At 62.2% G+C, this 26,784-nt stretch carries 23 protein-coding genes and 1 rRNA gene; 13 read left to right on the forward strand and 11 right to left on the reverse strand.

All coding sequences use genetic code 11. From position 1 onward, the window contains the following. The first annotated feature begins 71 nt into the window (after window positions 1–71). Window positions 72–187 (forward strand): 5S ribosomal RNA (gene rrf / locus MUM_RS0102470). A 142-nt stretch (window positions 188–329) separates the two neighbouring features. On the opposite strand, the gene MUM_RS0102475 is transcribed toward rrf, so the two are convergent. Next, on the reverse strand, window positions 330–1,220 hold the full coding sequence (locus MUM_RS0102475; protein ID WP_010166598.1) for a LysR family transcriptional regulator: 891 nt from the start codon (window positions 1,218–1,220) through the stop codon (window positions 330–332). A gap of 101 nt (window positions 1,221–1,321) precedes the next feature. Here MUM_RS0102475 and MUM_RS0102480 point away from each other — a divergent pair, with 101 nt between their 5' ends. The 3 genes from MUM_RS0102480 (at window position 1,322) to MUM_RS0102495 (ending at window position 5,383) form a co-directional block, all read left to right on the forward strand. Then, entirely contained in the window at window positions 1,322–2,737 is a 1,416-nt protein-coding gene (locus tag MUM_RS0102480) for an aldehyde dehydrogenase family protein (RefSeq protein ID WP_010166600.1), read from the forward strand. Between the two features lie 194 nt (window positions 2,738–2,931). Beyond that, window positions 2,932–4,824 (forward strand): penicillin-binding protein 2, encoded by a 1,893-nt coding sequence (mrdA, locus tag MUM_RS0102490; RefSeq protein ID WP_010166602.1) that lies wholly within the window; start codon window positions 2,932–2,934, stop codon window positions 4,822–4,824. 91 nt (window positions 4,825–4,915) lie between these two features. After that, complete coding sequence (locus MUM_RS0102495; protein WP_010166604.1) at window positions 4,916–5,383, forward strand: SRPBCC family protein; 468 nt, start codon at window positions 4,916–4,918, stop codon at window positions 5,381–5,383. Between the two features lie 21 nt (window positions 5,384–5,404). Here MUM_RS0102495 and MUM_RS0102500 read toward each other — a convergent pair whose 3' ends face one another. Continuing rightward, the gene (locus tag MUM_RS0102500) at window positions 5,405–5,992 is read right to left on the reverse strand and encodes a hypothetical protein (RefSeq protein ID WP_010166606.1); all 588 of its coding nucleotides are present in this window, start codon (window positions 5,990–5,992) and stop codon (window positions 5,405–5,407) included. Window positions 5,993–6,132: 140 nt separating this feature from the next. On the opposite strand from MUM_RS0102500, the gene MUM_RS0102505 reads away from it, so the two are divergent. Then, window positions 6,133–7,167 (forward strand): M4 family metallopeptidase, encoded by a 1,035-nt coding sequence (locus tag MUM_RS0102505; protein ID WP_010166609.1) that lies wholly within the window; start codon window positions 6,133–6,135, stop codon window positions 7,165–7,167. Window positions 7,168–7,177: 10 nt separating this feature from the next. Further along, window positions 7,178–7,492 (forward strand): protealysin inhibitor emfourin, encoded by a 315-nt coding sequence (locus MUM_RS0102510; RefSeq protein ID WP_010166611.1) that lies wholly within the window; start codon window positions 7,178–7,180, stop codon window positions 7,490–7,492. 8 nt (window positions 7,493–7,500) lie between these two features. On the opposite strand, the gene MUM_RS0102515 is transcribed toward MUM_RS0102510, so the two are convergent. The 6 genes from MUM_RS0102515 to MUM_RS0102540 form a co-directional block, all read right to left on the reverse strand. After that, window positions 7,501–8,472 carry a cyclase family protein gene (locus MUM_RS0102515; RefSeq protein ID WP_010166613.1) on the reverse strand — a complete coding sequence of 324 codons (972 nt, stop codon included), beginning with the start codon at window positions 8,470–8,472 and terminating at the stop codon, window positions 7,501–7,503. 27 nt (window positions 8,473–8,499) lie between these two features. Then, window positions 8,500–9,258, reverse strand: a complete 759-nt coding sequence (locus MUM_RS0102520) for an SDR family oxidoreductase (protein ID WP_010166615.1) — start codon at window positions 9,256–9,258, stop codon at window positions 8,500–8,502. 32 nt (window positions 9,259–9,290) lie between these two features. Beyond that, window positions 9,291–10,739 carry an aldehyde dehydrogenase family protein gene (locus MUM_RS0102525; RefSeq protein ID WP_010166617.1) on the reverse strand — a complete coding sequence of 483 codons (1,449 nt, stop codon included), beginning with the start codon at window positions 10,737–10,739 and terminating at the stop codon, window positions 9,291–9,293. 2 nt (window positions 10,740–10,741) lie between these two features. Beyond that, entirely contained in the window at window positions 10,742–11,848 is a 1,107-nt protein-coding gene (locus MUM_RS0102530) for a tartrate dehydrogenase (protein ID WP_010166619.1), read from the reverse strand. 120 nt (window positions 11,849–11,968) lie between these two features. After that, a complete protein-coding gene (locus tag MUM_RS0102535; RefSeq protein WP_010166620.1) occupies window positions 11,969–12,853 on the reverse strand; it encodes a LysR family transcriptional regulator in 885 nt (294 codons plus the stop codon). A gap of 195 nt (window positions 12,854–13,048) precedes the next feature. Then, on the reverse strand, window positions 13,049–15,283 hold the full coding sequence (locus MUM_RS0102540) for a TonB-dependent receptor (protein ID WP_010166622.1): 2,235 nt from the start codon (window positions 15,281–15,283) through the stop codon (window positions 13,049–13,051). A 230-nt stretch (window positions 15,284–15,513) separates the two neighbouring features. Here MUM_RS0102540 and MUM_RS0102545 point away from each other — a divergent pair, with 230 nt between their 5' ends. Further along, on the forward strand, window positions 15,514–17,871 hold the full coding sequence (locus tag MUM_RS0102545; protein WP_010166624.1) for a DNA polymerase II: 2,358 nt from the start codon (window positions 15,514–15,516) through the stop codon (window positions 17,869–17,871). A 72-nt stretch (window positions 17,872–17,943) separates the two neighbouring features. Beyond that, window positions 17,944–18,522: a GNAT family N-acetyltransferase gene (locus MUM_RS0102550; RefSeq protein ID WP_010166626.1), complete on the forward strand. Its 579-nt coding sequence runs from the start codon at window positions 17,944–17,946 to the stop codon at window positions 18,520–18,522. Window positions 18,523–18,537: 15 nt separating this feature from the next. Here MUM_RS0102550 and MUM_RS0102555 read toward each other — a convergent pair whose 3' ends face one another. Next, window positions 18,538–18,753 carry an AbrB/MazE/SpoVT family DNA-binding domain-containing protein gene (locus tag MUM_RS0102555; RefSeq protein WP_003208231.1) on the reverse strand — a complete coding sequence of 72 codons (216 nt, stop codon included), beginning with the start codon at window positions 18,751–18,753 and terminating at the stop codon, window positions 18,538–18,540. A 70-nt stretch (window positions 18,754–18,823) separates the two neighbouring features. Here MUM_RS0102555 and MUM_RS0102560 point away from each other — a divergent pair, with 70 nt between their 5' ends. From MUM_RS0102560 to MUM_RS0102580, 5 genes are all read left to right on the forward strand, one after another. Continuing rightward, complete coding sequence (locus MUM_RS0102560; protein WP_010166632.1) at window positions 18,824–19,444, forward strand: glutathione S-transferase N-terminal domain-containing protein; 621 nt, start codon at window positions 18,824–18,826, stop codon at window positions 19,442–19,444. Window positions 19,445–19,608: 164 nt separating this feature from the next. Then, complete coding sequence (locus MUM_RS0102565; RefSeq protein ID WP_010166633.1) at window positions 19,609–20,190, forward strand: DUF4174 domain-containing protein; 582 nt, start codon at window positions 19,609–19,611, stop codon at window positions 20,188–20,190. A 103-nt stretch (window positions 20,191–20,293) separates the two neighbouring features. After that, window positions 20,294–20,806, forward strand: coding sequence for a sigma-70 family RNA polymerase sigma factor (locus tag MUM_RS0102570; RefSeq protein ID WP_029615745.1), 513 nt, complete (start codon window positions 20,294–20,296; stop codon window positions 20,804–20,806). Then, the gene (locus MUM_RS0102575; RefSeq protein WP_010166637.1) at window positions 20,806–21,765 is read left to right on the forward strand and encodes a FecR domain-containing protein; all 960 of its coding nucleotides are present in this window, start codon (window positions 20,806–20,808) and stop codon (window positions 21,763–21,765) included. The genes MUM_RS0102570 and MUM_RS0102575 overlap by 1 nt, the downstream gene beginning before the upstream one ends. A gap of 84 nt (window positions 21,766–21,849) precedes the next feature. Continuing rightward, window positions 21,850–24,270, forward strand: a complete 2,421-nt coding sequence (locus tag MUM_RS0102580; RefSeq protein ID WP_050543193.1) for a TonB-dependent siderophore receptor — start codon at window positions 21,850–21,852, stop codon at window positions 24,268–24,270. A gap of 18 nt (window positions 24,271–24,288) precedes the next feature. Here MUM_RS0102580 and MUM_RS0102585 read toward each other — a convergent pair whose 3' ends face one another. Next, a complete protein-coding gene (locus MUM_RS0102585; RefSeq protein ID WP_010166641.1) occupies window positions 24,289–25,353 on the reverse strand; it encodes an acyltransferase family protein in 1,065 nt (354 codons plus the stop codon). 15 nt (window positions 25,354–25,368) lie between these two features. Then, the gene (locus MUM_RS0102590; protein WP_010166643.1) at window positions 25,369–26,784 is read right to left on the reverse strand and encodes a lipid II flippase MurJ; all 1,416 of its coding nucleotides are present in this window, start codon (window positions 26,782–26,784) and stop codon (window positions 25,369–25,371) included.

The following is a 26,784-nucleotide window of genomic DNA, read 5'->3' on the forward strand; positions in this document are numbered from 1 at the left end:
CCTATCCCCTGTGTGCCTTGGCAGTCTCAGCTGAAGCGAGGCCAACTGGTCACGACTCAGTACCCGAATTTCTTGACGACCATAGAGCATTGGAACCACCTGATCCCATCCCGAACTCAGCAGTGAAACGATGCATCGCCGATGGTAGTGTGGGGTTTCCCCATGTGAGAGTAGGTCATCGTCAAGATTAAATTCCAGAACCCCTGATTGCTAACGCGATCAGGGGTTTTGTTTTGGGTGGTCGAAAAGAAGCGAGCTTGCTCGCGAAAGACTTCAACGATTACACGGGCCAACAGATGCCCCCGCGCCTATAAATTCCGCCTCCCCGTTTAAAACCCTTGCTCCCTGATCAGCTCAATCAGTGCCCTTAACCCCGCCGGAACATGGCGCCGACCCGGATAATAGAGACGCAAGCAGTCAAAAGACGGCGTCCAGTCCTCCAGCACGCGTACTAGCGTCCCTTTCGCTAAATCAGCGGCCGCATTCCATTCCGTAAGATAGGTCAATCCCAGCCCCGCCCTGGCAGCCTCAAGCATCAGAGTCGGGTTATCCAGGGTCAAAGCCCCCTGCACCTCTACAGCGATCGCCTCGCCATGACGCTCAAACTCCCAGTGATAGATTGCCCCGCTGGGCATTCGGCTGCGAATACACGCATGAGCACGCAAATCCATGGGACTGAGGGGCATTGGGTGGCTGGCAAAATAGTCCGGGCTGCCCAATACCGCAAAACGCTGGGCAGGGCTGATATCAATCGCGATCATGTCTTGAGGAACGGTATCCCCCAGTCGAATCCCCGCATCAAATCCCTGCGCTACGATATCCACCAGGCGCCCTTCAGTGACGATATCCAACTTCATCCGAGGATAACGTCGCAGGTAATCCAGCAGCAGTGGCATCACCTGCTTTGCAGCACCCGCCGAGGTATTCAGGCGCAAGGTCCCGCTCGGTTCCGCGCTGCGATTTCCCGCCTGTTCCAAAGCCGTGCGGATGCTCAACAGTGCCGGGGTAATCGTCTCGACAAACTCTGCCCCCACTTCAGATAACGACACACTGCGCGTCGTGCGGTTGAACAGCCTCACCCCCATTCGCGCTTCAAGCCCTGCGATAGAGTGGCTCAGCGCTGACGTCGACACATTCAACTCAGTCGCCGCCGCGCGAAAGCTGCGATGCCTGGCCACGGCCAGTACGGCTTCCAGTTCATTCAGCCCGGATGTGTTCATTGTCCTGAATCACTCATTAACTCATGCCGATTTGTACGGCTTATCAGCTCAATCATAGTGACTTACCGTAGGACGCACTAGCTCAGCGTCCCGGAGGACCTATGCAACACATCAACCAGATTTACATCAATGGCGCCTTTGTGACACCCCACGGCGAAGAGCTTTTTGACCTGTTCAACCCCGCTAAAGGCCAGCGTATTGGCCAGGTTCGATTGGCAAATGAACAGGACGCCCAGGTTGCCATCGCTGCTGCCAAGCAGGCTTTTGCCGAGTTTTCCCAAAGCGCTAAAGCTGTACGCATCGGCTATCTCCAACGCATGCACGCCGCCGTTGAATCGATTGAGGACGAGCTCACCCAGGCAATCATCGAAGAGTACGGTGCGCCGGTTTCCCGTGCGCGATGGATGGCCAGGCATGCCGCCAGCGTCCTGAAGGATGCCGCTTCGGTACTGGAGAACTACAACTTCTCCCGACGCATTGGCATCGCCGAGGTGGTCATGCAACCGCTGGGCGTGGCCGGATTGATCACGCCCTGGAACAGCAATGCCGGTTTCATCTGCGGCAAGCTCGCTGCAGCGTTGGCCGCCGGCTGTACCGCGGTGATCAAACCCAGTGAGATGAGCGCCATCCAGACTTCTATTGTCACCCGTGCGCTTCATGAAGCGGGTTTGCCTCCCGGCGTGTTCAACATCGTCACCGGCCGTGGCGAAACCGTAGGCGCGGTGCTGAGCACCCATCCAGACATTGCAAAAGTCTCTTTCACTGGCTCGACCGCTGTCGGCAAAACGATCCTGCGTGCCGGCGCCGACACCCTGAAACGAATCACCCTGGAACTGGGCGGCAAATCACCGGTGCTGATTCTCGATGATGCGGACCTCAAGACCGCCGTGCCCATGGCGCTTCAGGCCGGCTTCATGAACAGCGGCCAGGCGTGCATTGCCGGCACCCGAATCCTGGTACCTGAAAATCGCCTGGCTGAAGTCGAAGCGCTGATGATCGAGGAGGTGGCCAACGTACGAGCCGGCGATCCTCATGATCCAGTTACCGCCGTCGGCCCCATGGTCAGTCATAAACAATGGGAGCGGGTGCAGCGCTACATCCAGATCGGGATTGAGGAGGGCGCTTATCTATTGGCGGGAGGTCCCGGTTTGCCAGAAGGTATCAACGCCGGCTGGTTCGTAAGACCCACTGTATTCAGCCGCGTGAACAACCAAATGACCATCGCCCGCGAGGAGATTTTCGGCCCCGTATTATCGATTATTACCTACGTAACCGAGGACGAAGCCCTGGCCATCGCCAACGACACGCCCTACGGCCTCCAGGCGTACATCCTGTCATCAAACCCCGAACGCGCCCGCAGGCTGGCCAGCCACATCGACGCTGGCCGCGTCCTGATCAACACGCTGGCCCATGAGCCACTGGCACCGTTTGGTGGTTTCAAGCAATCGGGTATTGGCCGCGAGTACGGCACATTCGGCCTGGAAGCCTTCCTGGAACCCAAGTCGGTCTTGAGCTGATTTCTCAGCATAAAAACGCATGAATAAGGTCGCCGGCCCAAACCAAAGTGCATGAACAGCCCCATATGCACGCCGTTCAGGGAAATCGATGCAAAGTGTTTCTGCATTTTTGGTATGGTGCAGCACATTTTCACAGGGACTGATTTTCCTCCGCAGGATGCGGCGTCGACCTTATTCAACGAGATGCTGTAGAAATGCCTGAACCGATACCCATCAAGGATCACGAAAAAGAAAACCGCCTGGTCAACAAGCGGCTGCTGGCCTGCGCACTGCTGGTGATCGGCATCACCTGCGCCCTGGTAGGCCGGATGTACTTTCTGCAGGTGGTGCAGTACGACTATCACTCCACGATTTCGGAAAACAACCGCGTCCATGTCCTGCCGATTACACCGACGCGCGGCCTGATCTATGACCGCAACGGCGTAGTACTTGCCGACAACCGTCCCAGCTACAACCTGACGATCACTCGCGAGCGCACGACCGACCTCAAGGGAGAACTGGACGCTATCGTCAGCCTCCTGCATCTGCCCGCTGAAGACCGCGGTGTATTCGACAAAGCGCTCAAACAGGCGCGTCATCCCTTCGTGCCCGTCACGCTGTTTTACGAGTTGACCGAAGAACAGATCGCCGTGCTGGCCGTCAACGAATTCCGCCTGCCGGGCGTGGACGTCGAGCCGCAATTCGTCCGCCATTACCCGCTGGGTGCGCACTTTGCCCACTCCATTGGTTACGTGGGCCGGATCAACGAAAAAGAATCCAAGGCCCTCGACTCGGTGGAGTACCGGGGCACGCAGTCCATCGGCAAAACCGGTATCGAGCGTTTCTACGAGTCGGAGCTGCATGGCCACGTCGGCTATGAAGAAGTCGAGACCAACGCCCAGGGCCGGGTGCTGCGCGTGCTCAAGCACACCGACCCGATCCCCGGCAAAAACATCGTGCTGAGCCTGGACGTCAAACTCCAGGAAGCCGCCGAAGAGGCCTTGGGCGATCGGCGCGGCTCGGTGGTTGCCCTGGACCCGGCAACCGGCGAAGTCCTGGCGATGGTCAGCAAGCCGAGCTTTGACCCGAACCTGTTCGTCACCGGCATCAGCTTCAAGGAATACGCTGCGCTTCACGATTCCCTCGACCGGCCGTTGTTCAACCGTGTGCTGCGCGGGCTCTATGCACCGGGTTCGACGATCAAGCCGGAAGTGGCCATCGCCGGCCTCGACAGCGGCGTGGTCACCGCCCAGACCCGCGTGTTCGACCCTGGCTACTACCAACTCCCGGACTTCGACCACAAATACCGTAACTGGAACCACAGTGGCGACGGCTGGGTGGACATGGACGCGGCGATCATGCGCTCCAACGACACCTACTTCTACGACCTGGCTCATAAGCTGGGCATCGATCGCCTGCACGACTACTTGGCCGAGTTCGGCCTCGGTCAGAAAGTCTCCTTGGACATGTTCGAAGAGTCTGCCGGTTTGATGCCATCCCAGGCCTGGAAGCGCGCGACCCGGCGCCAACCGTGGTTCCCGGGTGAAACCGTGATCCTCGGCATCGGCCAGGGCTACATGCAGGTCACCCCGTTGCAACTGGCCCAGGCCACTGCGCTGATCGCCAACAAAGGCGTGTGGAACCGACCACACCTGGCCAAGACCATCAATGGCGTGGCGCCAGTGGATGAAAACCCGATGCCCAATGTCGTCCTCAAAGACCCGCGCGATTGGGAACAGGTCAACCACGGTATGCAGCTGGTTATGCACGACCCACGTGGTATCGCCCGGGCAGCGGCAGCCGGTGCGCAATACCGGATTGCCGGCAAGAGTGGTACCGCCCAGGTGGTGGCGATCAAGCAGGGTGAGCGCTACAACCGCTTGAAAACCCTGGAGCGCAACCGCGACAACGCCTTGTTCGTCGGCTTCGCCCCGGCGGAGCACCCGCGGATCGTGATTTCAGTCATGATCGAAAACGGCGAGGCCGGTGGCCGTGTGGCCGGGCCGGTGGTGCGCCAGATCATGGATGCCTGGTTGCTCGATCAGGAGGGTCACTTGAAGCCGCAATACGCGACCCCCAGCAAGGCACCGGGTGATCCCCACGTTTAAGGCCATGGGGCATGACGCGAGTCATGCCCTATCCCTTCTCAAAGGTTGCGCATTGGTCGATGTCGCCTACTGTCAATACAGGAGGTGTCTCATGCACGAATCAAATGAAATCAAACGTAAAGTCCTGCTCAACGCTCCACGTCAACGCGTCTGGGAAGCACTGACCGACGCCGAGCAATTCGGCAGCTGGTTTGGCATCGCGCTCAAGGGCGAGCAGTTCGCACCGGGTCGGGCCATTGAAGCCCAGATCACTTACCCCGGTTACGAGCATGTGGTGTGGAAGGCGACAATCGAGCGCCTTGAGCCGCAAACGCGGTTCTCTTTCAGTTGGCATCCCTACGCCGTAGACAAGGATGTGGACTACGACACGGAAACCCCCACGCTGGTGGAGTTCACCCTTGAGGATCACGCCGAAGGCATCTTGTTGCGGGTGGTGGAATCAGGGTTTGACGCAATCCCGGAAGCTCGCCGCCAAAAAGCCTACAAGAAGAACTCCCGAGGCTGGGACGATCAGATGAACAACATCGAAGACTATTTGGCGAAGGCCCATCAGCCTTGAGCTGAAGGGCCTGCGCTGCCGTCAGCCTTCGTGGGCAGTGCTGATTTCCAGGGTGTCGGTGTAGGTCACCAACACGCTCTGGCCGACCTTGAGGTCTTTGAGGCCGGCGCGGATTTCCGGTTTTTCCACGGTCAGCACTTTGCTCAGGCCCGCCGGGTTTTCCAGGGTCACCTGGTTTTTCTTCAAGTCTATGTGGGTGATCTTCAGTTGCACCTGCACCTGGCGGAAGGCAGCACCGCCCGGGTTCGGGTTATCCGCCGTGGCGCGCAGCACGCCGGCTTTCTCGGTGGCGTCGGGCGCGCCTTTGTCGATGTCGGTGTCCAGTACGGCTGCGACCGAATGGGTCACCAGCACCTTGACCTGATCGCCAACCTTGAGGTTGCCCAGGTCCTTGGCCTGGTCGCTGAGCTGCACATGCACCTCGCGGCCTTCAGCGCCCTGGAGCACCACCTGATGGCTGGCGGCATCCACTTTGAGCACCTTGGTGGTCACCTCATCGGCTTCCAGCGACTTGGACAGCGGGATATCGGCGGCATGTGCCGTCAGGGCACCGGCGGATAACAGGATTGCCAGGGCAATGGCCTGGCGAAGAGGGCGAATGACATTCATTGAGTGGACTTCCATGTAAGAGGAGTCCTGAGTCTAGTGGCGAGTCGGCGATACGCAAATTCGCCACCCGATCCAATCGAACCTCGGGCGCAAAACCGCATCACAACAAGACAGACAGCTATCTGACAAGGAGAACGCCCATGCCCAGTCCAGGTTCGTGCCCGGGATTTATCCCGCCCTACATTCTCCATCGGCTGATCGACCACGGTTCCGATTGGCAGCGCTCGCGAGCCCTGAATACCCTGACCCATGTTCGCCAGTTACTGCCCAATCCGGGCAAGCCTGGCCAGGCTTCGGCGGCGCCCGTTACCGGCGCGTTGCAACGCAATATCTACGACGCCGGCCACCTGACGGTGCTCCCGGGTGACCTGGTTCGCGCAGAAGGGCAGCGGGCCAGCGGCGATGCGGCGGTGGATGAGGCTTATGATGCCTTGGGCGCGACCCATGATTTTTTCTGGCAGGTTCACGGGCGCGACTCCATCGATAATCGCGGTTTCGCACTGACCGGCACCGTGCATTATGGCGAAGGCTATGACAACGCCTTCTGGAATGGTGCGCAAATGGTCTTCGGCGACGGCGATGGTGAGGTGTTCCAGCGCTTTACCCGGTCCCTGGACGTGGTCGCCCACGAACTGACCCACGGCATCATCGAGAGCGAAGCCGGCCTGGTTTACCGCAACCAGTCCGGGGCGCTCAACGAATCAATCTCCGACGTGTTCGGCGTCCTTACCCGGCAATACGCGCTCAAGCACACGGCCGAGCAGGCGGACTGGCTCATCGGCGCGGATTTGCTGACTGACAAGGTCCATGGCAAAGGCCTGCGCTCCATGTCCCATCCCGGCACCGCCTATGACGACCCGGTGCTGGGCAAGGACCCGCAGCCGGCGCATATGCGGGACTTCGTCGTCACTCAGGATGACAATGGCGGCGTGCACTTGAACTCCGGGATCCCCAACCGTGCGTTTTACCTCGCAGCGACGGCCTTGGGCGGGGCGGCCTGGGAGCAGGCAGGGCAAGTCTGGTATGACACCCTCTGCGATAAACAACTCGATAATGATGCGGACTTCCAAGGCTTTGCCACCTTGACCGTCGCGCATGCCCGTGAGCGTTTCGGCGCCACCCAGGCCAAGGCGGTAGAGAAAGCCTGGGCCGGTGTGGGTGTGAGCCCGGGATGAGGAGAATGCGATGAAACAGCTACCACCCCTGGGCAGCGATGCCACGGTGCGTCTGTCCCGCCAAGGCGGGGTAACAGCGATGTTGAGCCGGCCCCGCGAGATCGAGTTTGCCCAGTGCAATCTGGATGAGCGCGAACAGATCTGCACGTTGCTCAACGGTTGCCTGCCGCTGGCCTCGGTTGACTCGGGGAGGGGCGACCAGCGCTTCTACCAAATCGAAGTGCGCTTTCGCCAGGATGATCGCGATGACCGGTTGATGCTCCAGGTGCCTGAAGAGTTGGCACCTGGAGAATTGGTCCGGCTGTGGGACAAAGGTCAGGTCTGATCCTCGGGTTACTTGATCACCACCGGGTTCACCGGCGCGCCACTGCCCCCGACAATCTTCAACGGGGCGGCGGTGTAGAGGAACTTCCACTGGCCGTCGTCCGCGCAATCGGCGGCCAGTTCCTCCAGCAGCACGATTTCGGTGAAGGCGATCCCCAGGTTGCGCATCAGCGCGCAATGCAGCGGAATCTGCACCCCGGACACCGGGTCGGTGATCACTTCGTTGGCGATGGTGTCGGTCACCAGGTTGGGGATTTCCATCTCGTGGAACCACTCCACCAGCTCCCGGCTGTAAGTCAGCCCCGGCTCCATCAGGTCCTTGAAGAACTCGGTTTTGCCCAGTTCATAAAACGCACCCATGGAGCCGGTGCGGATGATCAGGATGTCGCGCTTTTCAATGGTCACGCCCTGGGCCTTGGCGGCGTCGAGCAAGTCCAGGTGGTTGAAGGTTTCACCACGGCCCAGGCACTTCTTGCCGCGATACCGGGCCATGTCGATCAGCACGGCGCGACCCACCACACCCCGTTCGGCAATCGCCAATACACTGGCCTTGGCCATGCCGCCGACCGTGGTGTTGGCGTCGTAACCGTTCCACAGTTGATTGTCGTACCAGGCGTGGCCGAGGGCGTCGTACTGGGTCGAGCCTTGCAGCTGCATGAAGATCACGTCGTCGGAGTACGCCGCGCCGCCGGTCATGTGCGGCTGTTTGCCGAAGTGGTAATGGCTGTGGTCCAGGGTGTTGAAGCGCATCGACGGGTTGCGCGCCGGCCACATCGGGTCGCCGTCAGGGTGGCCGATCTGCACTTGCAGGGTAAAGGTCTTGCCCTGGCGCACCGAGGCGACGCCCCGCAGTACTTCGGCTTCAGTCAGGTAATTGAGGGCGCCGACTTCGTCGTCCGGTCCCCATTTACCCCAGTTCTTTGGCAGGCCTTCAAGTAATTGTCTGGTGTTCGGCTCGTTCTTATTATGAAGATCACACATAGCAATTCCGGTCCCTGTGAGAGTGAGTTACACGCAGCGTCCGCCATCGACTTCCAGGCAGGTGCCGGTGATGAACGCCGCTTCGTCCGACGCCAGGTACAGGCAGGCGTTGGCCACATCTTGCGGGGTGGAAAAGCGCCCCAGGGGAATGGTTGCCATGAACTTCTGGCGGTTTTCCGGGGTGTCCGGCACGCCCATGAATTCGCTGAGCAATGCCGTGGCACCGACGACCGGATTCACGCAGTTGACGCGGATATTGTCCGGCCCCAACTCTGCCGCCATGGTCTTGCTCATGACCACCACTGCGCCCTTGCTGCCGTTATACCAGACCAGTCCCGGACGCGGACGGATCGCCGCCGTCGAGGCAATGTTGACGAACACACCGCCGCCCTGGCCGCGAAAGTGCGGCACAAAATGCCTGGCGCTCAGGAAGATGCTTTTGACGTTGACCGCAAACACCCGGTCGAACTCGGCCTCGTCGACCTCCAGCATCGGCCGGTTGCGGTGGGTGGTGCCGGCGTTGTTGATGACGATATCCAGGCCGCCGAACTGTTCCAGGGTGCCGCGCAACAGGGCGCCCATGCTTTCATCGTTGGCCACGTTGACCTCGATGAAATGCGCATGGCCGCCGCTTTCGGCGATTTCATTGACCACCCGCTGGCCGCCGACCGCGTTCATGTCGGCGACGATCACCTTGGCGCCCTGGCGGGCAAAGGTCTTGGCGATGCCCTCACCAAAACCCGAACCGGCGCCGGTGACGATCGCAACTTTATTGGCTAAACGCATGGTGTGTTCTCCTTTCTTGTTGTTGTGAGGAATCAACCGTGTTTGATCGCAATGGTCTTCAAGGTGGTAAAGCCCAGCAGCGCCTCGAAGCCCTTTTCCCGGCCATAACCGCTGGCCTTTACCCCGCCAAATGGCAGTTCGACGCCACCACCGGCCCCGTAGTTATTGATGAACACCTGGCCGCAGCGCAGCTTGCGGGCCAGGCGCATTTGGCGTGCGCCGTCGCGGGTCCACACGCCGGCCACCAGGCCGAACTCGGTGCCGTTGGCCAGGCGAATCGCGTCGGCTTCATCGTCGAAGGGCATTACGGCGAGTACCGGGCCGAAGACTTCCTGTTGCGCCAGGCGACTGTCTGGCGGTACGTCGCGAAACAGCACCGCTTCCTGGAAATACCCGGCGCTGCCGGCCTCGGCCACCACCGTGCCGCGCGCGGCGACGGTGATCCCGGCCTGTTCGGCTTCGCGAATAAACTCGCGCACCTGGCGTTGCTGCTTCTGGTTGATCAGCGGGCCCATGTCCAGGTCCAGCGCTGAAGGCCCGGCGCGCAGCTCGGAAAAACGCTGGCTGAGGCGCGCCAGCAGGGTTTCGTAAATGCTGCGCTCCACCAGCAAGCGGCTGCCGGCGGAGCAGGTTTGCCCGCAGTTCTGCACGATGGCATTCACCAGCACCGGCAGCGCTTCATCCAGATCGGCATCGGCAAACACCAGTTGCGGCGACTTGCCGCCCAGCTCCAGCGTCACCGGGCAGTGGCGCTCGGCGGCGGCTTTCGACACCGCCGTGCCGGTGGCGGTGGAGCCGGTGAACGAGATGTGATCGATGCCCGAGTGTGCGCACAACGCCGCGCCAGCTTCGTAGCCATAACCGGTGACCACATTGATCGCACCGGCCGGAAAGCCCACTTCGGCAGCAATCTCCGCCAGGCGCAGCAACGACAGACTGGCATCTTCCGCCGGCTTGACCACACAGGCATTGCCCGCCGCCAGGGAGGCGCCTACGCTGCGCCCGAAAATCTGCATCGGGTAATTCCACGGGATGATATGCCCGGTCACGCCATGGGGCTCGCGTACCGTCAGCACCGTGTAGCCGGCCTGATACGGCAGGGTTTCGCCGTGCAGTTTGTCGGCGGCACCCGCGTAGTACTCGAAATAACGGGCGAGGGCGGTGGCATCGGCGCGGGCGACTTTCAGCGCCTTGCCGGTGTCCCGCGCTTCGATCTGCGCCAGCTCTTCATGATGTTCCAGCACCGCCCCACCGAGCTTGGCCAGCAGGCGGCTGCGCTCCACGGCAGACAACTGGCCCCACGGTCCATCGAAGGTTTCCCCGAGGGCCTGGCGCGCCGCGCTGATCGCCGCGTCGATATCGGCGGCTGTGCCACGGGCAATGCTCGAATAGGTTTCGCCGGTGCTCGGGTCGATCACCGGAATGTCTTCCAGCGAGGTCGACGCCCACCATTGGTTGGCGATGTAATGTGCGTGGTTCATGTTCAGCTCCTGTTCCCTGCGACGCATTCGGCGATGGCGCGGCCCACTTCGACGGTGCTGGCGCTGCCGCCCATTTCCCGGGTGCGCGGGCCTTCGGCAAGCACCGTTTCGATGGCGGACACGATGGCTGCCGCCGCTTCCTGATAAAGCGGATCACCGTTACCCAGGTGCTCGATCATCAGTGCGGCCGACCAGATCTGCCCGATGGGATTGGCGACGCCCAGCCCGGCAATGTCCGGCGCCGAGCCGTGCACCGGTTCAAACAACGACGGGTAGCGTCGTTCCGGATTGAGGTTGGCCGACGGCGCAATGCCGATGGTGCCGGTGCACGCCGGGCCGAGGTCGGAAAGGATGTCGCCGAACAGGTTGGAAGCCACCACCACATCGAACCAGTCGGGATGCTGCACGAAGTGCGCGCACAGAATGTCGATGTGGAACTTGGCGGTTTTCACGTCCGGGTAGCGCCGGGCAATCTCGTTCACCCGCTCGTCCCAGAACGGCATGGTGATCGAGATACCGTTGGATTTGGTCGCCGCTACCAGGTTTTTCCGGGGCCGCTGTTGCGCCAGTTTGAAAGCGTAATCCACCACGCGGTCCACACCTTCGCGGGAGAAGATCGATTCCTGCACCGCGATTTCCCGCGAGGTGCCTTCCCACATGCGCCCACCGACGCTGGAATATTCGCCTTCGGTGTTTTCCCGCACCACGATGAAGTCGATGTCCCCTGGTACACGGCCGGCCAGCGGGCAGGGCACGCCGGGCATCAGGCGCACCGGGCGAATATTCACGTATTGATCGAACTGGCGGCGGATCTTCAGCAGCGACTCCCACACAGCGGTGTGGTCGGCAATGATGTCTGGCGCGCCGACGGCGCCGAAGAAGATCGCGTCATGGCTGCCGATCTGTTCGGCCCAGTCGTCGGGCATCATCGTGCCGTGGGCCAGGTAGTGCTCGCTGCACCAGGCAAAGTGGTCGAAGTGAAAGTGAATACCGAAGCGCCGGCTGACGGCGTCGAGTACCCGCAGGCCTTCGGGCACCACTTCGCGGCCGATGCCGTCGCCGGGAATCACGGCGATGCGGTGGGTGGAGCGGGTGGGGGATTGGGACACGCCGTGTCTCCTGTGTTGTTTTTATAGGAAGGTCTGGCGGGGGCATTCTTGGCACAGCAGCGGCAACAGGGGAATTGCTAATTGTGGAATCGGCCTTCGCGAAATTCGAAGGCCGAAGGGTTATGCCGGGTTGGCGCTGAGGTAGTCGAACAGCGCCTGGCTGGTCAGTGAAGGCTGTTCCTTGCGCATGCACAGGTACATCTGCCGGTCGGCCCAGCTGTCGTCGATTTCGATAAAGCGCAAGGCCATCTCCTTGCGGAAAATCTGCACCGCGCCCTGTGGCAACACGCCCACGCCCTGGCCGGCGGCGATCAGGCGGCACACCGCTTCGAAACTGCGCACCTGCATCCGCAGCCGCAACGGCATGCCGATCGCGGCGGCGGCGTCGGTAATCAGCGGGGTGATGGCGGCGTTGTCTTCCAGCCCGACGAAGTCATAGCCGAGCAAATCTTCAAAGCGCGCGTGGCGCATTTTCAATGGATGGTCGTTGGGCACGATCAGGCACAGGCGGTCCTGGCAGTAGGGTTCAAAGCGCAGTTCTTCACCGCTGTGCCGGGTGGTGACAATGCCGACATCCGCCACGCCGTCGCGTACCGCCTGGAGAATTTCCCGGCTGCGCTCCTCGCGAATGTCCAGGCGGATGCCCGGGTGCAACGTGTTCCACTGGGTCAATTGGCGCGGCAGTTCCTGGCTCATTGCTGAACTGTTGGCGTACAGGCACACCCGGCCGGTGGCGCCCTTGGCGTAGTCGGCGAGGTCCGCGTGCATGCCGTCCACTGCCCGCAGGATCGACTGTGCATGCTGGGCCAACACCTCCCCGGCCGCCGTCGGTGAAACGCCGGTGGAAGTGCGGGTCAGCAGGGCGACCTTGAAGTGCTGCTCCAGCAGCGACAGGCGTCGGCTGGCGGCAGAGAGGGAGATATGGGATTGCTCGGCCGCCCGGGACAGGTTGCCCAGCTTGACCGCCTTGAGGAACAGCTCGATGGAAGTGAGGTCGGGGGACATGCCGGGGTCCTTGTGCGCAGTGGGTGAAAAACTACGCAGTTGGCACGCGGCTGTCCAATATCCGGCAAACAAAAGGGCTGAAAGCAGATCTGCTTTTCTGTAGGCGCTGGCTTGCCTGCGATAGCCTCACCGAGGTGCATCTGACACACCGAGGTGCCTGCATCGCAGGCAAGCCAGCTCCCACATTGATTGGGTTTAGAAGTCGATGCTGGCCGACAACTTGGCCACACGTGGGTCACCTTGGGTCAGGTAGCCGCCGAGTGCCGATTCCCAGTACTTGGTATTGGCGACGTTCTCCACGGTGGCGCCGAGGGTGACGTCACGCTGGTCCACCTTGAAGGTGTAGCGCGCGCCCACGTCGAAGCGATTCCAGGTGGGCAGGCTGAGGGTGTTGGCGGCGTCGGCATATTGGCCGCCAGTGCGTAGCATGCGGCCGTTAACCGTCACCCCTTGCAGTCCCGGTACATCCCAATCCACGCCGGCATTCAACTGGAAGGTCGGGACGCCGATGGCGCGGTTGCCGTCGTTGGCGCCGTTCTGGGTGCCGTGGACTTCGGTGTGGATGATGGTTGCACCGCCCAGCAAACGAAGGCCGGCGATCGGTTCGCCGAAGACGTTGAGCTCCACGCCTTTGTTGACTTGCTCGCCCTGGCGAACATAGGTGGCGCTTAACCCGTCGGCGCTGAGTTGTGAGTAACCGTCGGTTGGTTGCTCGATGCGATACACGCCCAGGGTTGCGCCATAGGTACCCATGTCGACCTTGACCCCGGCTTCGGTCTGTTTCGAGCGCGCCGGGGCGTAGGCCTGCCCGGCGTTGCTGATGGGGGCGGTGCCGGCGGTCTGAGGCGCGGTAGGCCCCTGCGCCAGCCCTTCAATATGGTTGGCATAGAACGACACATGGTCCCACGGCTTGAACACCAGGCCATACACCGGTGTGGTGATCGACTTGTCGTAGTCGGCAGTGCGAGTGCCGGTGCCGTAGGCAAAGCCCTGAACCACCAGTTCCTGGCGGCGCAAACCGGCAGTCACCAGCAAGCGATCATCCATAAAGCCCAGGGTGTCCGAGACCGCCGCACTGCGGGCGAAGGTCTTGGCGGTGATACCCGGGTCGTTCAGGTCGCCGCCCACCGAGCCGCCCTTGACCGGCTCGGCAACGTCCACCGGGTTATAGATATTGCTGGCGTGGCCGGTGAAGTCGAAGTCATAGGCGTTGCGTGTCTGAGCCCAGATGCCGGTCAGCCCGAGGTTCAGCCTGTGGCTGACCGAGCCGGTCTGGAACTTGCCGTTCAGGCCCGCCATCAGGCTGGTGTTGTCTTCCTGGTGGGCGATGCGCGAGCCGCTGACGGTGGCATTGCCCAGGGTGTCATTCAGGGTGACCGACGAGTAACGGCCAATCTCGTTGGTGTGTTTGGCGCCGCCGGCGATGTAGGCCGTCCAGGTGTCGTTCAGGTCGTACTCGGCGCGCAGCATGCCGAAGGTGTCTTCCAGGCTGCTGGTGCCCCAGTTCGGCGCGTAGTTGGTGTCGGCCGACGGCGCGTTGGGGATGTGGGTCAGGTTCTGGCCGAGCAATACGGTGTTGCGCCCGCCATTGATCTGCTGTTTCGAGTAGACAAAATCCCCCGACAAGCGCAGGGCGTCACCGCGATAATCCAGGCCAACCGCAAACAGCTTCGAGCGCTGGCTCTCGTCATCAATCCCGGTATCGCCTTCACGCTGGGAAATATTCACCCGCGCGCCAAACCGGTTGTCTTCACCAAAACGCTGGCCGATGTCCAGGTGCTCGCCGACCCGGCCATCACTGCTGATGTCGGTGCTGAAACGGCGCAACGGCACATCATCGGCGCGCTTGGGTTGCAGGTTCACACCGCCGCCAATCCCGGAGCCGCCGGGCGTCACGCCGTTGATAAAGGCGTTGGGGCCCTTGAACACTTCAACCCGTTCCAGGGCGTCGGTGGACATGATCTGGCGCGGCAGGATGCCGTACAAACCGTTGAACGAAATGTCGTCGCCATTCAGCGGCAAGCCACGAATCACAAAGGCCTGGGCCTGGTTCGCATAACCCGACGCCTGGCGCACGGACGAATCGTTGAGCAGCACATCGCCGACATTCTCGGCCTGCTGGTCGCGGATCAGTTTTTCGGTGTAGGAAGACATGCTGAACGGCACGTCCATGATGTCCTGGTTGCCCAGCACCCCCAGTTGCCCGCCACGGGCGACCTGGCCGCCGGCGTACACCGGGGGCAGGGCATTGGGCGTAGGCGCGTCGGCACTGATGGTGGTGGCGCCCAATTCCAGCGCCTTGCCGTCCTGACTGTTGTTCGCATCCTGCGGGGTTTCTGGAGTTGCGGCGTGAGCGGCGAGGCTCAGGGAGCAGCAAAGGGCGAGCAGGGTAGGGCGAAACGGCACAGCCAAACGGGTGGAAGTGGGCATGGTCGATCCTGACGGCGAACCGTCACTGTGAGGAAAAGGGCAACAACGTTGCGCGTCCTCGCTGCGCGGATACGACTCCGGTGCGAATGATAGTAATTGTCATTAATATTCTGCAACAAGTTTGTGAGGTTGCGGTCTCCGTACGCGTAGGTCATTTCCGTTAAATCGTCGCGCCTTGTCACAGGCCGAGTAGAATCACGCCCTGAAAGTGATTCTTGAGGTGTGGCAAGGTGGATTTACAGCAGGGGTTTGTCCTGACCCGGCATTGGCGCGACACCCCGGCGGGCACGGAGGTCAGTTTCTGGCTGGCCACCGATCAAGGCCCAAGGTTTGTGCGCTTGCCGGTGCAGACCTCCGTGATGTTCATCCCCCAGGCCCATCGCAAGCCCGCCGAACTGCAACTCAAGGGTGAGCGCGGCATCGAGTGGCGCGACCTGGCGCTGTGCGATTTCCACCATCGCCCGGTGCTGGGCCTCTACACCAAACAGCATCGCCAATCGATGGACCTGGAAAAGCGCCTGCGCAAAGCCGGCATCGACGTCTACGAAGGCGACGTGCGCCCGCCCGAGCGCTACATGATGGAACGCTTCATCACCGCGCCGGTGTGGTTCGGCGGCACGCCGGGCGAGGGCGGCATGCTGGTGGAGGCGCAGATGAAACCTGCGCCCGACTACCGCCCGCCACTGAAACTGGTGTCGCTGGACATCGAGACCACCGCCCAGGGCGACCTGTATTCCATCGCCCTCGAAGGCTGCGGCGAGCGCCAGGTGTACATGCTCGGCCCACCGAACAAAACCGACGCGGTGGATTTCAAGCTCGACTACTGCGACACCCGCGCCGAACTGCTGGAACGCCTGAACCAGTGGCTCGCCACCCATGATCCCGACGCGATCATCGGCTGGAACCTGGTGCAGTTCGACCTGCGTGTCCTGCACGAACATGCGCAGCGCCTGAACGTGCCGCTGCTGCTCGGCCGTGGCGGCGATGCCATGGGCTGGCGCGAACACGGCAGCCGCAATCATTACTTCGCCGCGGCGGCCGGGCGGCTGATCATCGATGGCATTGAAGCCCTGCGGTCGGCGACCTGGAGTTTTGAATCCTTCAGCCTGGAAAACGTCGCCCAGACCTTGCTCGGCGAAGGCAAATCGATCTCTACGCCGTACCAGCGCATGGACGAAATCAACCGCATGTTCGCCGAGGACAAGCCCGCACTGGCGCGCTACAACCTCAAGGACTGCGAGCTGGTGACGCGGATTTTCGAGAAGACCGAGCTGCTGAAATTTCTCCTGGAGCGGGCCAGCGTCACCGGCCTGCCGGCAGACCGCAACGGCGGTTCAGTGGCCGCGTTCACTCACCTGTACATGCCGCTGATGCACCGCCAGGGTTTCGTCGCGCCGAACCTGGGAGACAAGCCGCCCCAGGCCAGCCCCGGCGGGTTTGTCATGGACTCGCGCCCGGGCCTCTACGAATCGGTGCTGGTGCTCGACTACAAAAGCCTTTACCCGTCGATCATCCGCAGCTTTCTGATCGACCCGGTGGGCCTGATCGAAGGCCTGCGTCACCCCGAAGACAGCGAGTCGGTGGAAGGCTTTCGCGGTGCGCGGTTTTCCCGTACCCGGCATTGCCTGCCATCGATCGTCGCGCGGGTTTCCGAAGGCCGCGAAGTGGCCAAGCGCGAACACAACGCGCCGCTGTCACAGGCCCTGAAGATCATCATGAACGCCTTCTACGGTGTACTCGGTTCCAGCGGTTGCCGCTTCTTCGACACCCGGCTGGCGTCGTCCATCACCCTGCGCGGCCACCAGATCATGCGCCAGACCCGCGAACTGGTCGAAGCCCGGGGCTATGAAGTGATCTACGGCGACACCGACTCCACTTTCGTCTGGCTCGGCAGCGCCCACTCCCAGGAAGACGCCACGCGCATCGGCCTGGACCTGGTGCAGCACGTCAACACCTGGTGGCGCGAACGCCTGCAGAAGGAGTTCGGCCTGCAGAGTGCCCTGGAGCTGCAATACGAAACCCACTTCAGCCGCTTCCTGATGCCGACCATTCGCGGCGCGGAAGAGGGCAGCAAAAAGCGCTACGCCGGGCTGGTCACCCGCGCCGATGGCAGCGAAGAAATGATCTACAAAGGCCTGGAAACCGTGCGCAGCGACTGGTCGCCCCTGGCCCGGCAATTCCAGCAGGAGCTCTACCGGCGGATCTTCCACCGCCAGCCCCATCAGGATTACGTGCGCGACTACGTGCGCCGCACCTTGAGTGGTGAGCTCGACGAGTTACTGATCTACCGCAAACGCCTGCGCCGGCAACTGGGCGACTACGAACGCAACGTGCCGCCCCATGTGCGCGCCGCGCGCCTGGCCGACGAATACAACGACCGCCAGGGCCGCCCCCGCCAGTACCAGAACGGTGGCTGGATCAGCTACGTGATCACCGTCAACGGCCCGGAACCGCTGGAAGTGCGCCGGGCACCGATCGACTACGACCATTACGTCACCCGGCAACTGCAACCGGTGGCAGACGCGATCCTGCCGTTTGTCAGCGACGACTTTGGCACCCTGGTGGGTGGCCAGATGGGCTTGTTCTAAAACGGCTTGCCTTGCAGTGGCCAGACCCTGCAATCTTGGCCACTGACGACCACCAGACGGCGCAGCACTCCCATGACTGAAATCACCCTGACCGGCACCACGGTCGAACTCCGCCCCCTGCAACGCGAACACTCGGCCGCCCTGGTACAGGCCGCCGCCGACGGGCAATTGTGGAACCTGAAGGTGACTAACGTGCCGGGCCCCGACACGGTCGACAAATACGTGGACATCGCCCTGGCCGGGCGTGACGCAGGCACCATGATGCCGTTTGTGATCGTGCGCCGTGACACCGGCGAGGTGGTGGGCAGCACCCGCTTCTGGAAGGTCGACCGGGTCAACCGCAAGCTGGAGATCGGCCACACGTTTATCAGCCAGTCGGTGCAGAAATCCGGGGTCAACACCGAGGCCAAGCTGTTGCTGCTGACCCACGCGTTTGAAGTCATGGACTGTGTGCGGGTGCAGTTCACCACCGATGAACTGAATGAGAAATCCCGGGCCGCGATCCTGCGCCTCGGTGCGGTACAGGAAGGGATCGTGCGCCACGAGCGCATCATGCCCGATGGCCGCAAGCGCAACTCGGTGCGCTTCAGCATCATTGATCCGGAATGGCCGCAGGTGAAGGCGGGTTTGCTGGCCAAGCTGGCTTACTGAGGGTTGCCGCAAGCCTCAGGGCTTGTGGCTCAACTCCTCCACCAGCTCATCCATCCGGTCGGCGATTTTCGGTGTGGTCGACAACACAAAGCCTTTCTGCGTGCCCACATAGGTCTCGACGATATACAGCGTGTCGCCCACATCCAGCCCCAACTCCTGCAAGGCTTCGTCTGGCAGGCGAATGGCACCGTCGCCGTCCCAGTCTTCGATCGTGACGCGTTTACTGTGCATGATGGCTTCCCGTTGAACGATTGAACGGCCTAGCCTAACACCTCAACCCACTGCCAGGAGGCTCGGCACCGTGTACACCCTTTACGGAACCCAAGGCACCGGCTCGTGCATCATCGAAGTCGCCCTGCAGCGTTGCGGTGTTGAGTGGCGTCAGGTTGACGCCTGCTCCTGGGAGCACAGCGCGGGCAGCGAGGCCCTGGCGCGGATCAACCCGCTCAAGCAAATTCCTACCCTGCAACTGCCCGATGGCAGCGTGTTGACCGAAAGTGCGGCGATCCTGATTCACCTCGGCCTGCAATTTCCTGCCTCCGGCCTGCTGCCCGAGGCGCCCGCCCAAGTCATTCGTGGCCTGGTGTACATCGCGGCCAACTGTTATTCGGCGATCGGCATCATCGACTATCCGGAACGCTGGACCGACAGCGCCGAAGCGCAGCAGCATCAGCAGTTGGTCAGCGGCACCCGTCGCCGCCTGCATGGCGCCTGGGAAGTGTTTGCCGATCAATTTGCCGATCAACTGTTCACCCCGGCGCAGGGGCTGAATGCACTGGGGATCATGGCTGCGGCGGTGTCGCGATGGGCGGGAGGGCGTGAGGCGCTACAACAATCGCGGCCTGAGTTCGCCCGGGTGCTGGCACAGGTGGATACCGACCCCGGCGTAGCGCCGGTGTTTGCCCGACACTGGCCGCGGTGAGCATCCGCAATCAAAAGAAACAATGAGGCGTAAGGTGGCTAAACGCCTTGCTTCGCGGGCGTCCTGACCTACGCTTTCTGAAGTTGTCGTAGGAATCATCCTTGAATTTGACTGTCGCAGACATGAAACTCAAGAACCCTGCATGGAATTCAAAGGAGGTGTGCATGCTCATCCGGTCGCTGACCCTGGCTACCTTGATGGCTTTTACGGGGCCGCTGCTGGCCGCGGATGATCTCAATCCGCTCAAGCAGGACCTGGGCAAGTCACGCCCGTTGGTGGTGGTGGAACTCGACTCCGGTAACCCGACGTTGGCCACCCTCAAGAAACAGCTGGACGAGCCTGCCAACAAGCAGTCCTTTGAAGAGCGCAACATGGTGCTCTACACCGTGTCCTTCGGCAGCATCGGTGCCGAGGGCGAGAAGTTCGCCAAGGACGCAAAGGACAACAAGAAGCTCGCGCCGCCTGAAACCAACGCGCTGATCCGTGCACTCAAGCTGGGTGCCGGCAGTGGCACCAAAGTGATTCTGGTGGGCAAGGACGGCGAGAAGAAACTCGAGAAGACCGTGCCGCCGGACACCCTCAACCTGGCGGATTTCTTCAGCGCGATTGACCAGATGCCCCAGGCGGAAAAGGACCTGGCTGCCCCGGCCGAGCCTGAACCCGCGGCCCCGGCGGCTGCCAAGCCTGGCGCCAAGGCCGGCAAGAACGCCAAGCATCCAGCGCCCCAACCGGCACTGGATGATTGAACACCCGCAAGTGGCCGCCAGCCGGCCCTTGCGGTAGAAACTTGCAGCGCTGGCGTCATGAGTCATATGATAAGCGTTATCATTTGCACTCTGCGCGCCTTTCATGTCCCCGACTCCTGCGACAACTCCCACTGACCTGGCCACGCTTTACCAGCAGCAACACCGCTGGTTGCAGCAGTGGCTGTGGCGTCGCTTGAATTGCTCGCAGAGCGCCGCCGACCTGGCCCAGGACACCTTCCTGCGCTTGCTCGCCAAGAACCAGCCGCTTGAAGTCCTGGCGCCCCGCAGCTTTCTGGCCAAGGTCGCGCAGAGCGTGCTGTCCAATCACTTTCGCCGGCAAAAACTCGAAAAGGCCTATATGCAGGCCCTGGCCCTGTTGCCGGAAGAGTCGGCCCCCAGCGCCGAAACCCAGTGGATCCTCCTCGAAACCCTGGCTGCCCTCGACGAAGTACTCAGCCGCCTGGCGCTGCCGGTGCGCCAGGCATTCCTCTGGTCGCAACTCGATGGCCTGAGCCACGGCGAAATTGCCGAGCGCCTCGGCGCGAGCATCACCACGGTCAAGCGCTACATCGTCAAGGCCGGCGCCCAGTGCATCCTGCTGGACAGCCAGCGCTGATGAAACCTTCGCCACTGTCCCTGGAGGCGGCCGAGCAGGCCATGCATTGGCAACTGGAATTGCAATCGCCGGATGTCAGCGAACAGACCCGTGCCGCCTGGCTTGCCTGGCGCCAGCAAGACCCGGCCCATGAGCTGGCGTGGCAGCATTCGCAACGATTTTTTCAGCGCATGCACGACGTGCGTGCGCCGGCTCACCAGGCCTTGGTGAATGCGGCACTGCTGCCGGCTTTGTCGCGGCGCCGGGTGATCAAGAACCTTGCGCTGCTACTGGCAGCCGGCAGCGTGGCATGGGCGGCCCGGGATACACCCTTGGTGCAGCACTGGACCAGCGAGTACAGCACCGGTGTCGGCGAACAATGGCGTATCGACCTGGCGGACAACACCGAAGTCCAGCTCAATACCGACACGGCCATCGACGTGAAATACACCGAGGACGTTCGGCAGATCAGCCTGTTGCGTGGCGAAATCCTGGTGCTGCCCAACCCGGCGGATACGCGCCCCCTGTGGGTAAAAACCGCCGAAGGCCTGACCCGTGCCACCGCCAGTCGCTTCAGCATTCGCCAGCGTGGTGGCTTCACCCAACTGGGCGCCGACCAGGGTGTGCTTTCGGCGCAAATCCCCATGGGCACCATCAGTCTGCAACCCGGGGAAATCATCAGTTTCGACGCTAACACACTGCTGGCTCGCAGGCCCCAGCGCGACGGCGAACTGGCTTGGAGTCGCGGCATGCTGGTCGCCCAGGGGCGGCGCCTGGAAGACTTCCTCCATGAACTGAGCCGCTACCGGCGTGGCCACCTGGCCTGTGATCCGGCCGTGAGTGACCTGCGGGTGTCCGGCACATTTCCGTTGGGCGACACCGACCGCATCCTCACGACACTGGGGCAAACCCTGAAGCTGGACGTGGCCCATTTCACGCGTTTCTGGGTCACCTTGAAGCCGCGCCGTCACGCGGTCTGAATTTATTTTTTGCCCGAGGGTGGTCCGTTTGCGTTTCTCACGAGACTCGTATCCCCAGAAGCCAACTTTACTGGGGAGCAAGGTATGCAAGCGCGGCAACCGATACGTACAACATTGAAGAAGACATTGGCCGTTGCAGTGGTTCGGGGCATTGCCGGCCTGACCATGGCAGCACCGGTGCTGCTGGCGCCGGCGTGGGTACAGGCGGCTGAGCAATACAGGTTCGATATCAAGCCGGGTTCCCTGGCGGGTGCGCTGAACCAGTTTGGCCAGGTCACGCATATCCTGCTGTCGTACCCGGCGGCGCTCACCGAGGGTAAGACCAGCGCCGGCCTGCAAGGGCTGCATGACCTGGACAGCGGCCTGGCGATCCTGCTCGGCAGCACCGACCTGCAAGCCGTACGCGGCAGTGGTGAAAGCTATTCCCTGGAGCCGCGCCCCACCGGCGGGGCCTTGCAGCTGGGCACCGTGTCAATCTCCGGCAAGGCCCCGGGCTCGACCACCGAGGGCACCGGCTCCTACACCACCCAGTCCTCCAGCAGCTCGACGCGCCTGAACCTCACTCCCAGGGAAACCCCGCAATCGCTCACGGTGATGACCCGCCAACGCTTGGACGATCAACGCCTGAGCACCCTCAGCGATACCCTCGACGCCACTCCTGGCATCATCGTATTGCGCGACGGCCTGGGCTCGGAAAGCGACGGCTATTTCTCCCGGGGGTTTCAGATCCAGAACTTCGAAATCGACGGCGTCCCCACCGTCACCCGCATGGACAACTACACCCAAAGCATGGCCATGTACGACCGGGTGGAAATCGTGCGCGGCGCCACCGGTCTGATCAGCGGCATGGGCAACCCCTCGGCCACCATCAACCTGATTCGCAAACGCCCGACGGCGCAAGCCCGGGCCAGCGTGACGGCCGAGGCGGGTAACTGGGACCGTTATGGCAGCGGCTTCGACGTGTCCGGCCCGCTGACCGAGACCGGCAACGTACGCGGGCGGCTGGTGGCGGACTACAAGACCGAACACGCCTGGATCGACCGCTACAAACAGGAAACCCAACTGCTCTATGGCATCACCGAATTCGACTTGAGCGAAGACACGTTGCTGACCCTGGGCTTCAGTTACCTGCGCACCGACGTCGACTCGCCGGCCCGTTCCGGCTTGCCCACACGCTTTGCCGATGGCTCGCGAACCAACCTCGGCCGCTCGCTGAACACCGCGCCGGCCTGGTCCTACAATGATCACGAACAAACCAGTTTCTTCACCTCCATCGAGCAGAAGTTCGATAACGGCTGGAGTGCCAAAGCCGAATTCACCCACAGCGAAAACCAGTTCGACGAGGTCTTCAATTACGTCAACGGTTCCCTCAACAGTGACGGCAGCGGCACCACCCAGTTGCCGGTGCGTTTCTCGGGCACCCCGCGTCAGGACAACCTCGACCTTTATGCCACCGGGCCGTTCGACTTGCTGGGGCGCGAGCATGAGCTGATCGCCGGTGTCACCCTGTCCAAATACCGCGAAAGCGTGCCCAGCTATGGTGGCTGGCACTACGACTATTCCGGCTCGCCGGCGGGCGCGATCGACAATCTGTTCACCTGGGATGGGCATTCGGCCAAGCCTGACTTCAACGTCACCGGCAAATCCTCGGCAGACGAGAGCCAGTACGCGGCGTACCTGAGCACGCGGCTGCGGGTCACCGATGACCTCAGCGTGATCCTCGGCAGCCGGGTGATCGACTGGAAGCGTGAAACCCGGGACCGGCCGTATGTGGGCGATGCGACCCGTACCGATGAATCGCAAACCGGGGTCTACATTCCTTACGCCGGGGTGGTGTATGACCTCACCGAGCACTGGTCGGCGTACGCCAGCTACACCAAGATTTTCAACCCCCAGGCGACGTGGGTGCGGGACATCAACAACAAGCCCCTGGAACCGATGGAGGGCAAAGGTTACGAGGTGGGGCTCAAGGGCAGCTTCTTCGATGAGCAGCTCAACACCAGCCTGGCCTTGTTCAAGCTGGAACAGGACAACCTGGCGATCTGGATCGATACCCCGGGCGGCAATACCTATCGCAACGAGAAAGGCACCACCACCGAAGGCGTGGAGCTGGAACTCAGCGGTGAACTCGCCGAAGGCTGGCAAGCCTCCGCCGGCTACGCATACGCGGTGAGCACCGATGCCGACGACAAGCGCATCGTCACCACCTTGCCGCGCCAGAGTTTGAAGACCTTCACCACGTACCGCCTGCCGGGTGATTTGAACAGGCTCACCGTGGGCGGTGGGGTGAACTGGCAGAGCAAGGTGGGGGAGGACCTGCACACCTTCAGCCAAGGCAGCTATGCGATCGCCAACCTGCTGGTGCGCTACGACATAACGCCCAAGCTGAGCACGTCGGTCAACCTCAACAACCTGTTTGACCGGGAGTACCTCAGCTACGCGGGCAACCACGGGATGTATGGTGCGCCGCGTAACCTGATGACCAGCCTCAAGTACGACTTCTAGGGGCCGCAGGCCTGGGGTTTATGCCCCAGGCTTTTCCCCGGCCACCGCCGGCGCTTTGCGCACCGGGAACGGGAAGTAGAAAAACCGCAGGAACGCTACCCGCTTGATCACTTCGCCGATCATCAGCGGCACCACCACCGCCACCACCAGCCCGATAAACGCCGCCGCCACATCCGGCAACCCCAGGTGCTGCAGCAGGGCAATGGTCTTGTGCTGGATCTCGCCGTGGAAAATCAACAGGATCAGTGTCGACTGTCCGATGTAGGTCATGGCGCGGGTCAACACCGCAGACGTCATCATCAACCCGGCCAGCGCCCAGCAGATGTACACACCGATCACCGCCAGGGCACTGGTCCACAGCCAATGGTCATAGCGCCGTTGGGCCAGGTCCATGGTGTCCCAGGTCGGGATGAAAATCGCGAAGTACACCACCAGCGCCACCACCATGCTCAGCAGCGAACTCTGGTGTTTGCGCAGAATGTCCCGCAGCAGGTAGCCGAGGATGAAATAGGTGCTGCTGATCAGCGTCACATCCAGGCTGAAGGGCAGCCCCGGCATCGTCCAGGTCTGGCCGCCGACGGTGATCGGTACCTGCCAGAACCAGTCCAGGGTCCAGACCCCCAGCAGCAACTGCACGCCCACCACCACGCAACTCCACACCAGGGACAGGCCCAGGCGTTGCATCAGCCGCAGCATCACCCAGCCAAACAGTATCGCTACCCAGAAGTGCGGCAAAAACCACAAGGCCTGCCACGGCAGGGTGTCCACCGAGGCGTAGAGCACACCACCAATGTCGGGCAGCAGCGGTTGGCCGCGCAGGATGTCGCGCACCAATACGTACACCAGCATCGTGGTGAAGAACGGCTTGAGCAGGGCATCGGCCTTGCGCACCGCCATTTCAACAAACGGCTGCTCGGGCTTGAAGAACACCCCGGAGAGGAAGAAGAACAGCGGCAGGATGAAGACCGCGAGTATCGGGTACAGCAGGTTCGGGGAGTGCTCCACGAACCAGCCGTGCCCGAACACGATGATCAGGATGCCAATGCCCTTGGCAATATCCATTTGAATCCAACGTTTTTTCACCTGACTGCTCCCACTCTATAAATCTGCCTTGCGCCACGGCTTGAGCCACAGGCCCATGCCCAGCAACACCACGGCCCCAGCCAGGGTGCTCAACCCCAACTGCAGCCAAATACCTTGAATCCGAAACAACACCAGCGCGGCCAAACCCATCACCAGCCCGCTCAACACCCAGTGCCACTTCCAGGGCAGGGCGCCGAGCAAGCCTTGGCGTTGCATCAACAGCAACGCGGTGCACAGCACCCCGGCGAGGGCGGCGAGCGGGATGCCCGCCAGGCCAAACACAAACGGCAGCACACCCAGCAGCAATACGTTCACCAGGCTTCCCAACAGCTCGCAACGCAGCGGCTGGCGGGTGTCGCCGGCGGCATAGGCGTAGCGCGCCAGCAGGGCATTCCAGGCGCCGAACACCAGCGGCACGGCGAACCAGGCCAACAGCAGCGGCAACGGCGAATCCGCCGACTGCGCCGGCAGCAGCAACGCCACCAGACTCGGCGCCGCCGCCACCAGGCCGACGCCGGCCGGCAGGGTCAGCAGGCTGGCGGTTTCCACGCCGCGCTTGAGCAGGGCCAGGCGCGCATCGCCCTGGCGGCGGCTCATCATGCCCAGCAGCACCTGGTTAAGGCTCATCAGGGCAATCAACGGCAAGTTCATCAGCTTGCGGGCCAGGTTGACCCAGGTCACCGCGCCTTCACCCAGCAAGGACGCCACCAGCCGTTCAATCAACGCCAAACCCTGGCTGGCGCCGTTGCTTAAAAGCAGCGGGCCTATGCGTGCTCCCAGCTCGCGTAATTCCAGTGTTGAAGCCCGCAGCCGCCACGGCCGCCAGCCCAGGCGCAGCATCGACGGCACCAGCGCCAGCGGCATCAGCAGGCTGCCGGTGAGGCAGGCCAGTGCCAGCGAGTGCGGTTGCGTGGCGGTACCGGCGAGGGCGAGGTAGGTCACCGGCGGCAGGTTGAACAGCAACGAGCCGAGCCCCGCGACCACAAAGCGCTCGTTGGCCTGTAGCGGGATACTGAACAGCGCATGCAGCATCAGCCCCGGCACGCTCCAGGCGAGAATCTGCAAGTTGCTGCTGGCGAGGCTGGTGGCCGTCGCCGCCAGCCCCGGGCCGAGCAGTTGCACCAGCCATGGCGCCAGCAACGTCAGCAGCAGGCTGGTCACCAGGGCGATCAGCAGCAGCGCCGGGAACAACACCGCCAGCCAGTCCAGGCGCTCGCCGTCCTTGCGTTGCAGGTACAGCGGCAGGGCGGCGGCACTCAGTACGCCCCCGGCCAGCGACATGCGCAACGCTTCGGGCAAAAACAGCGCGATCAGAAACGCATCGCTGCGCTCGCCCGCACCCCAGGCCGCCACCAACAACCACTCACGGGCAAACCCGAGGCATAGCCCCAGCAAGGTCGCCAGGGTCAACCAGAACGCCGATCCCAGCAT

This window comes from Pseudomonas sp. PAMC 25886 (assembly GCF_000242655.1).
Classification (GTDB): Bacteria; Pseudomonadota; Gammaproteobacteria; order Pseudomonadales; family Pseudomonadaceae; genus Aquipseudomonas.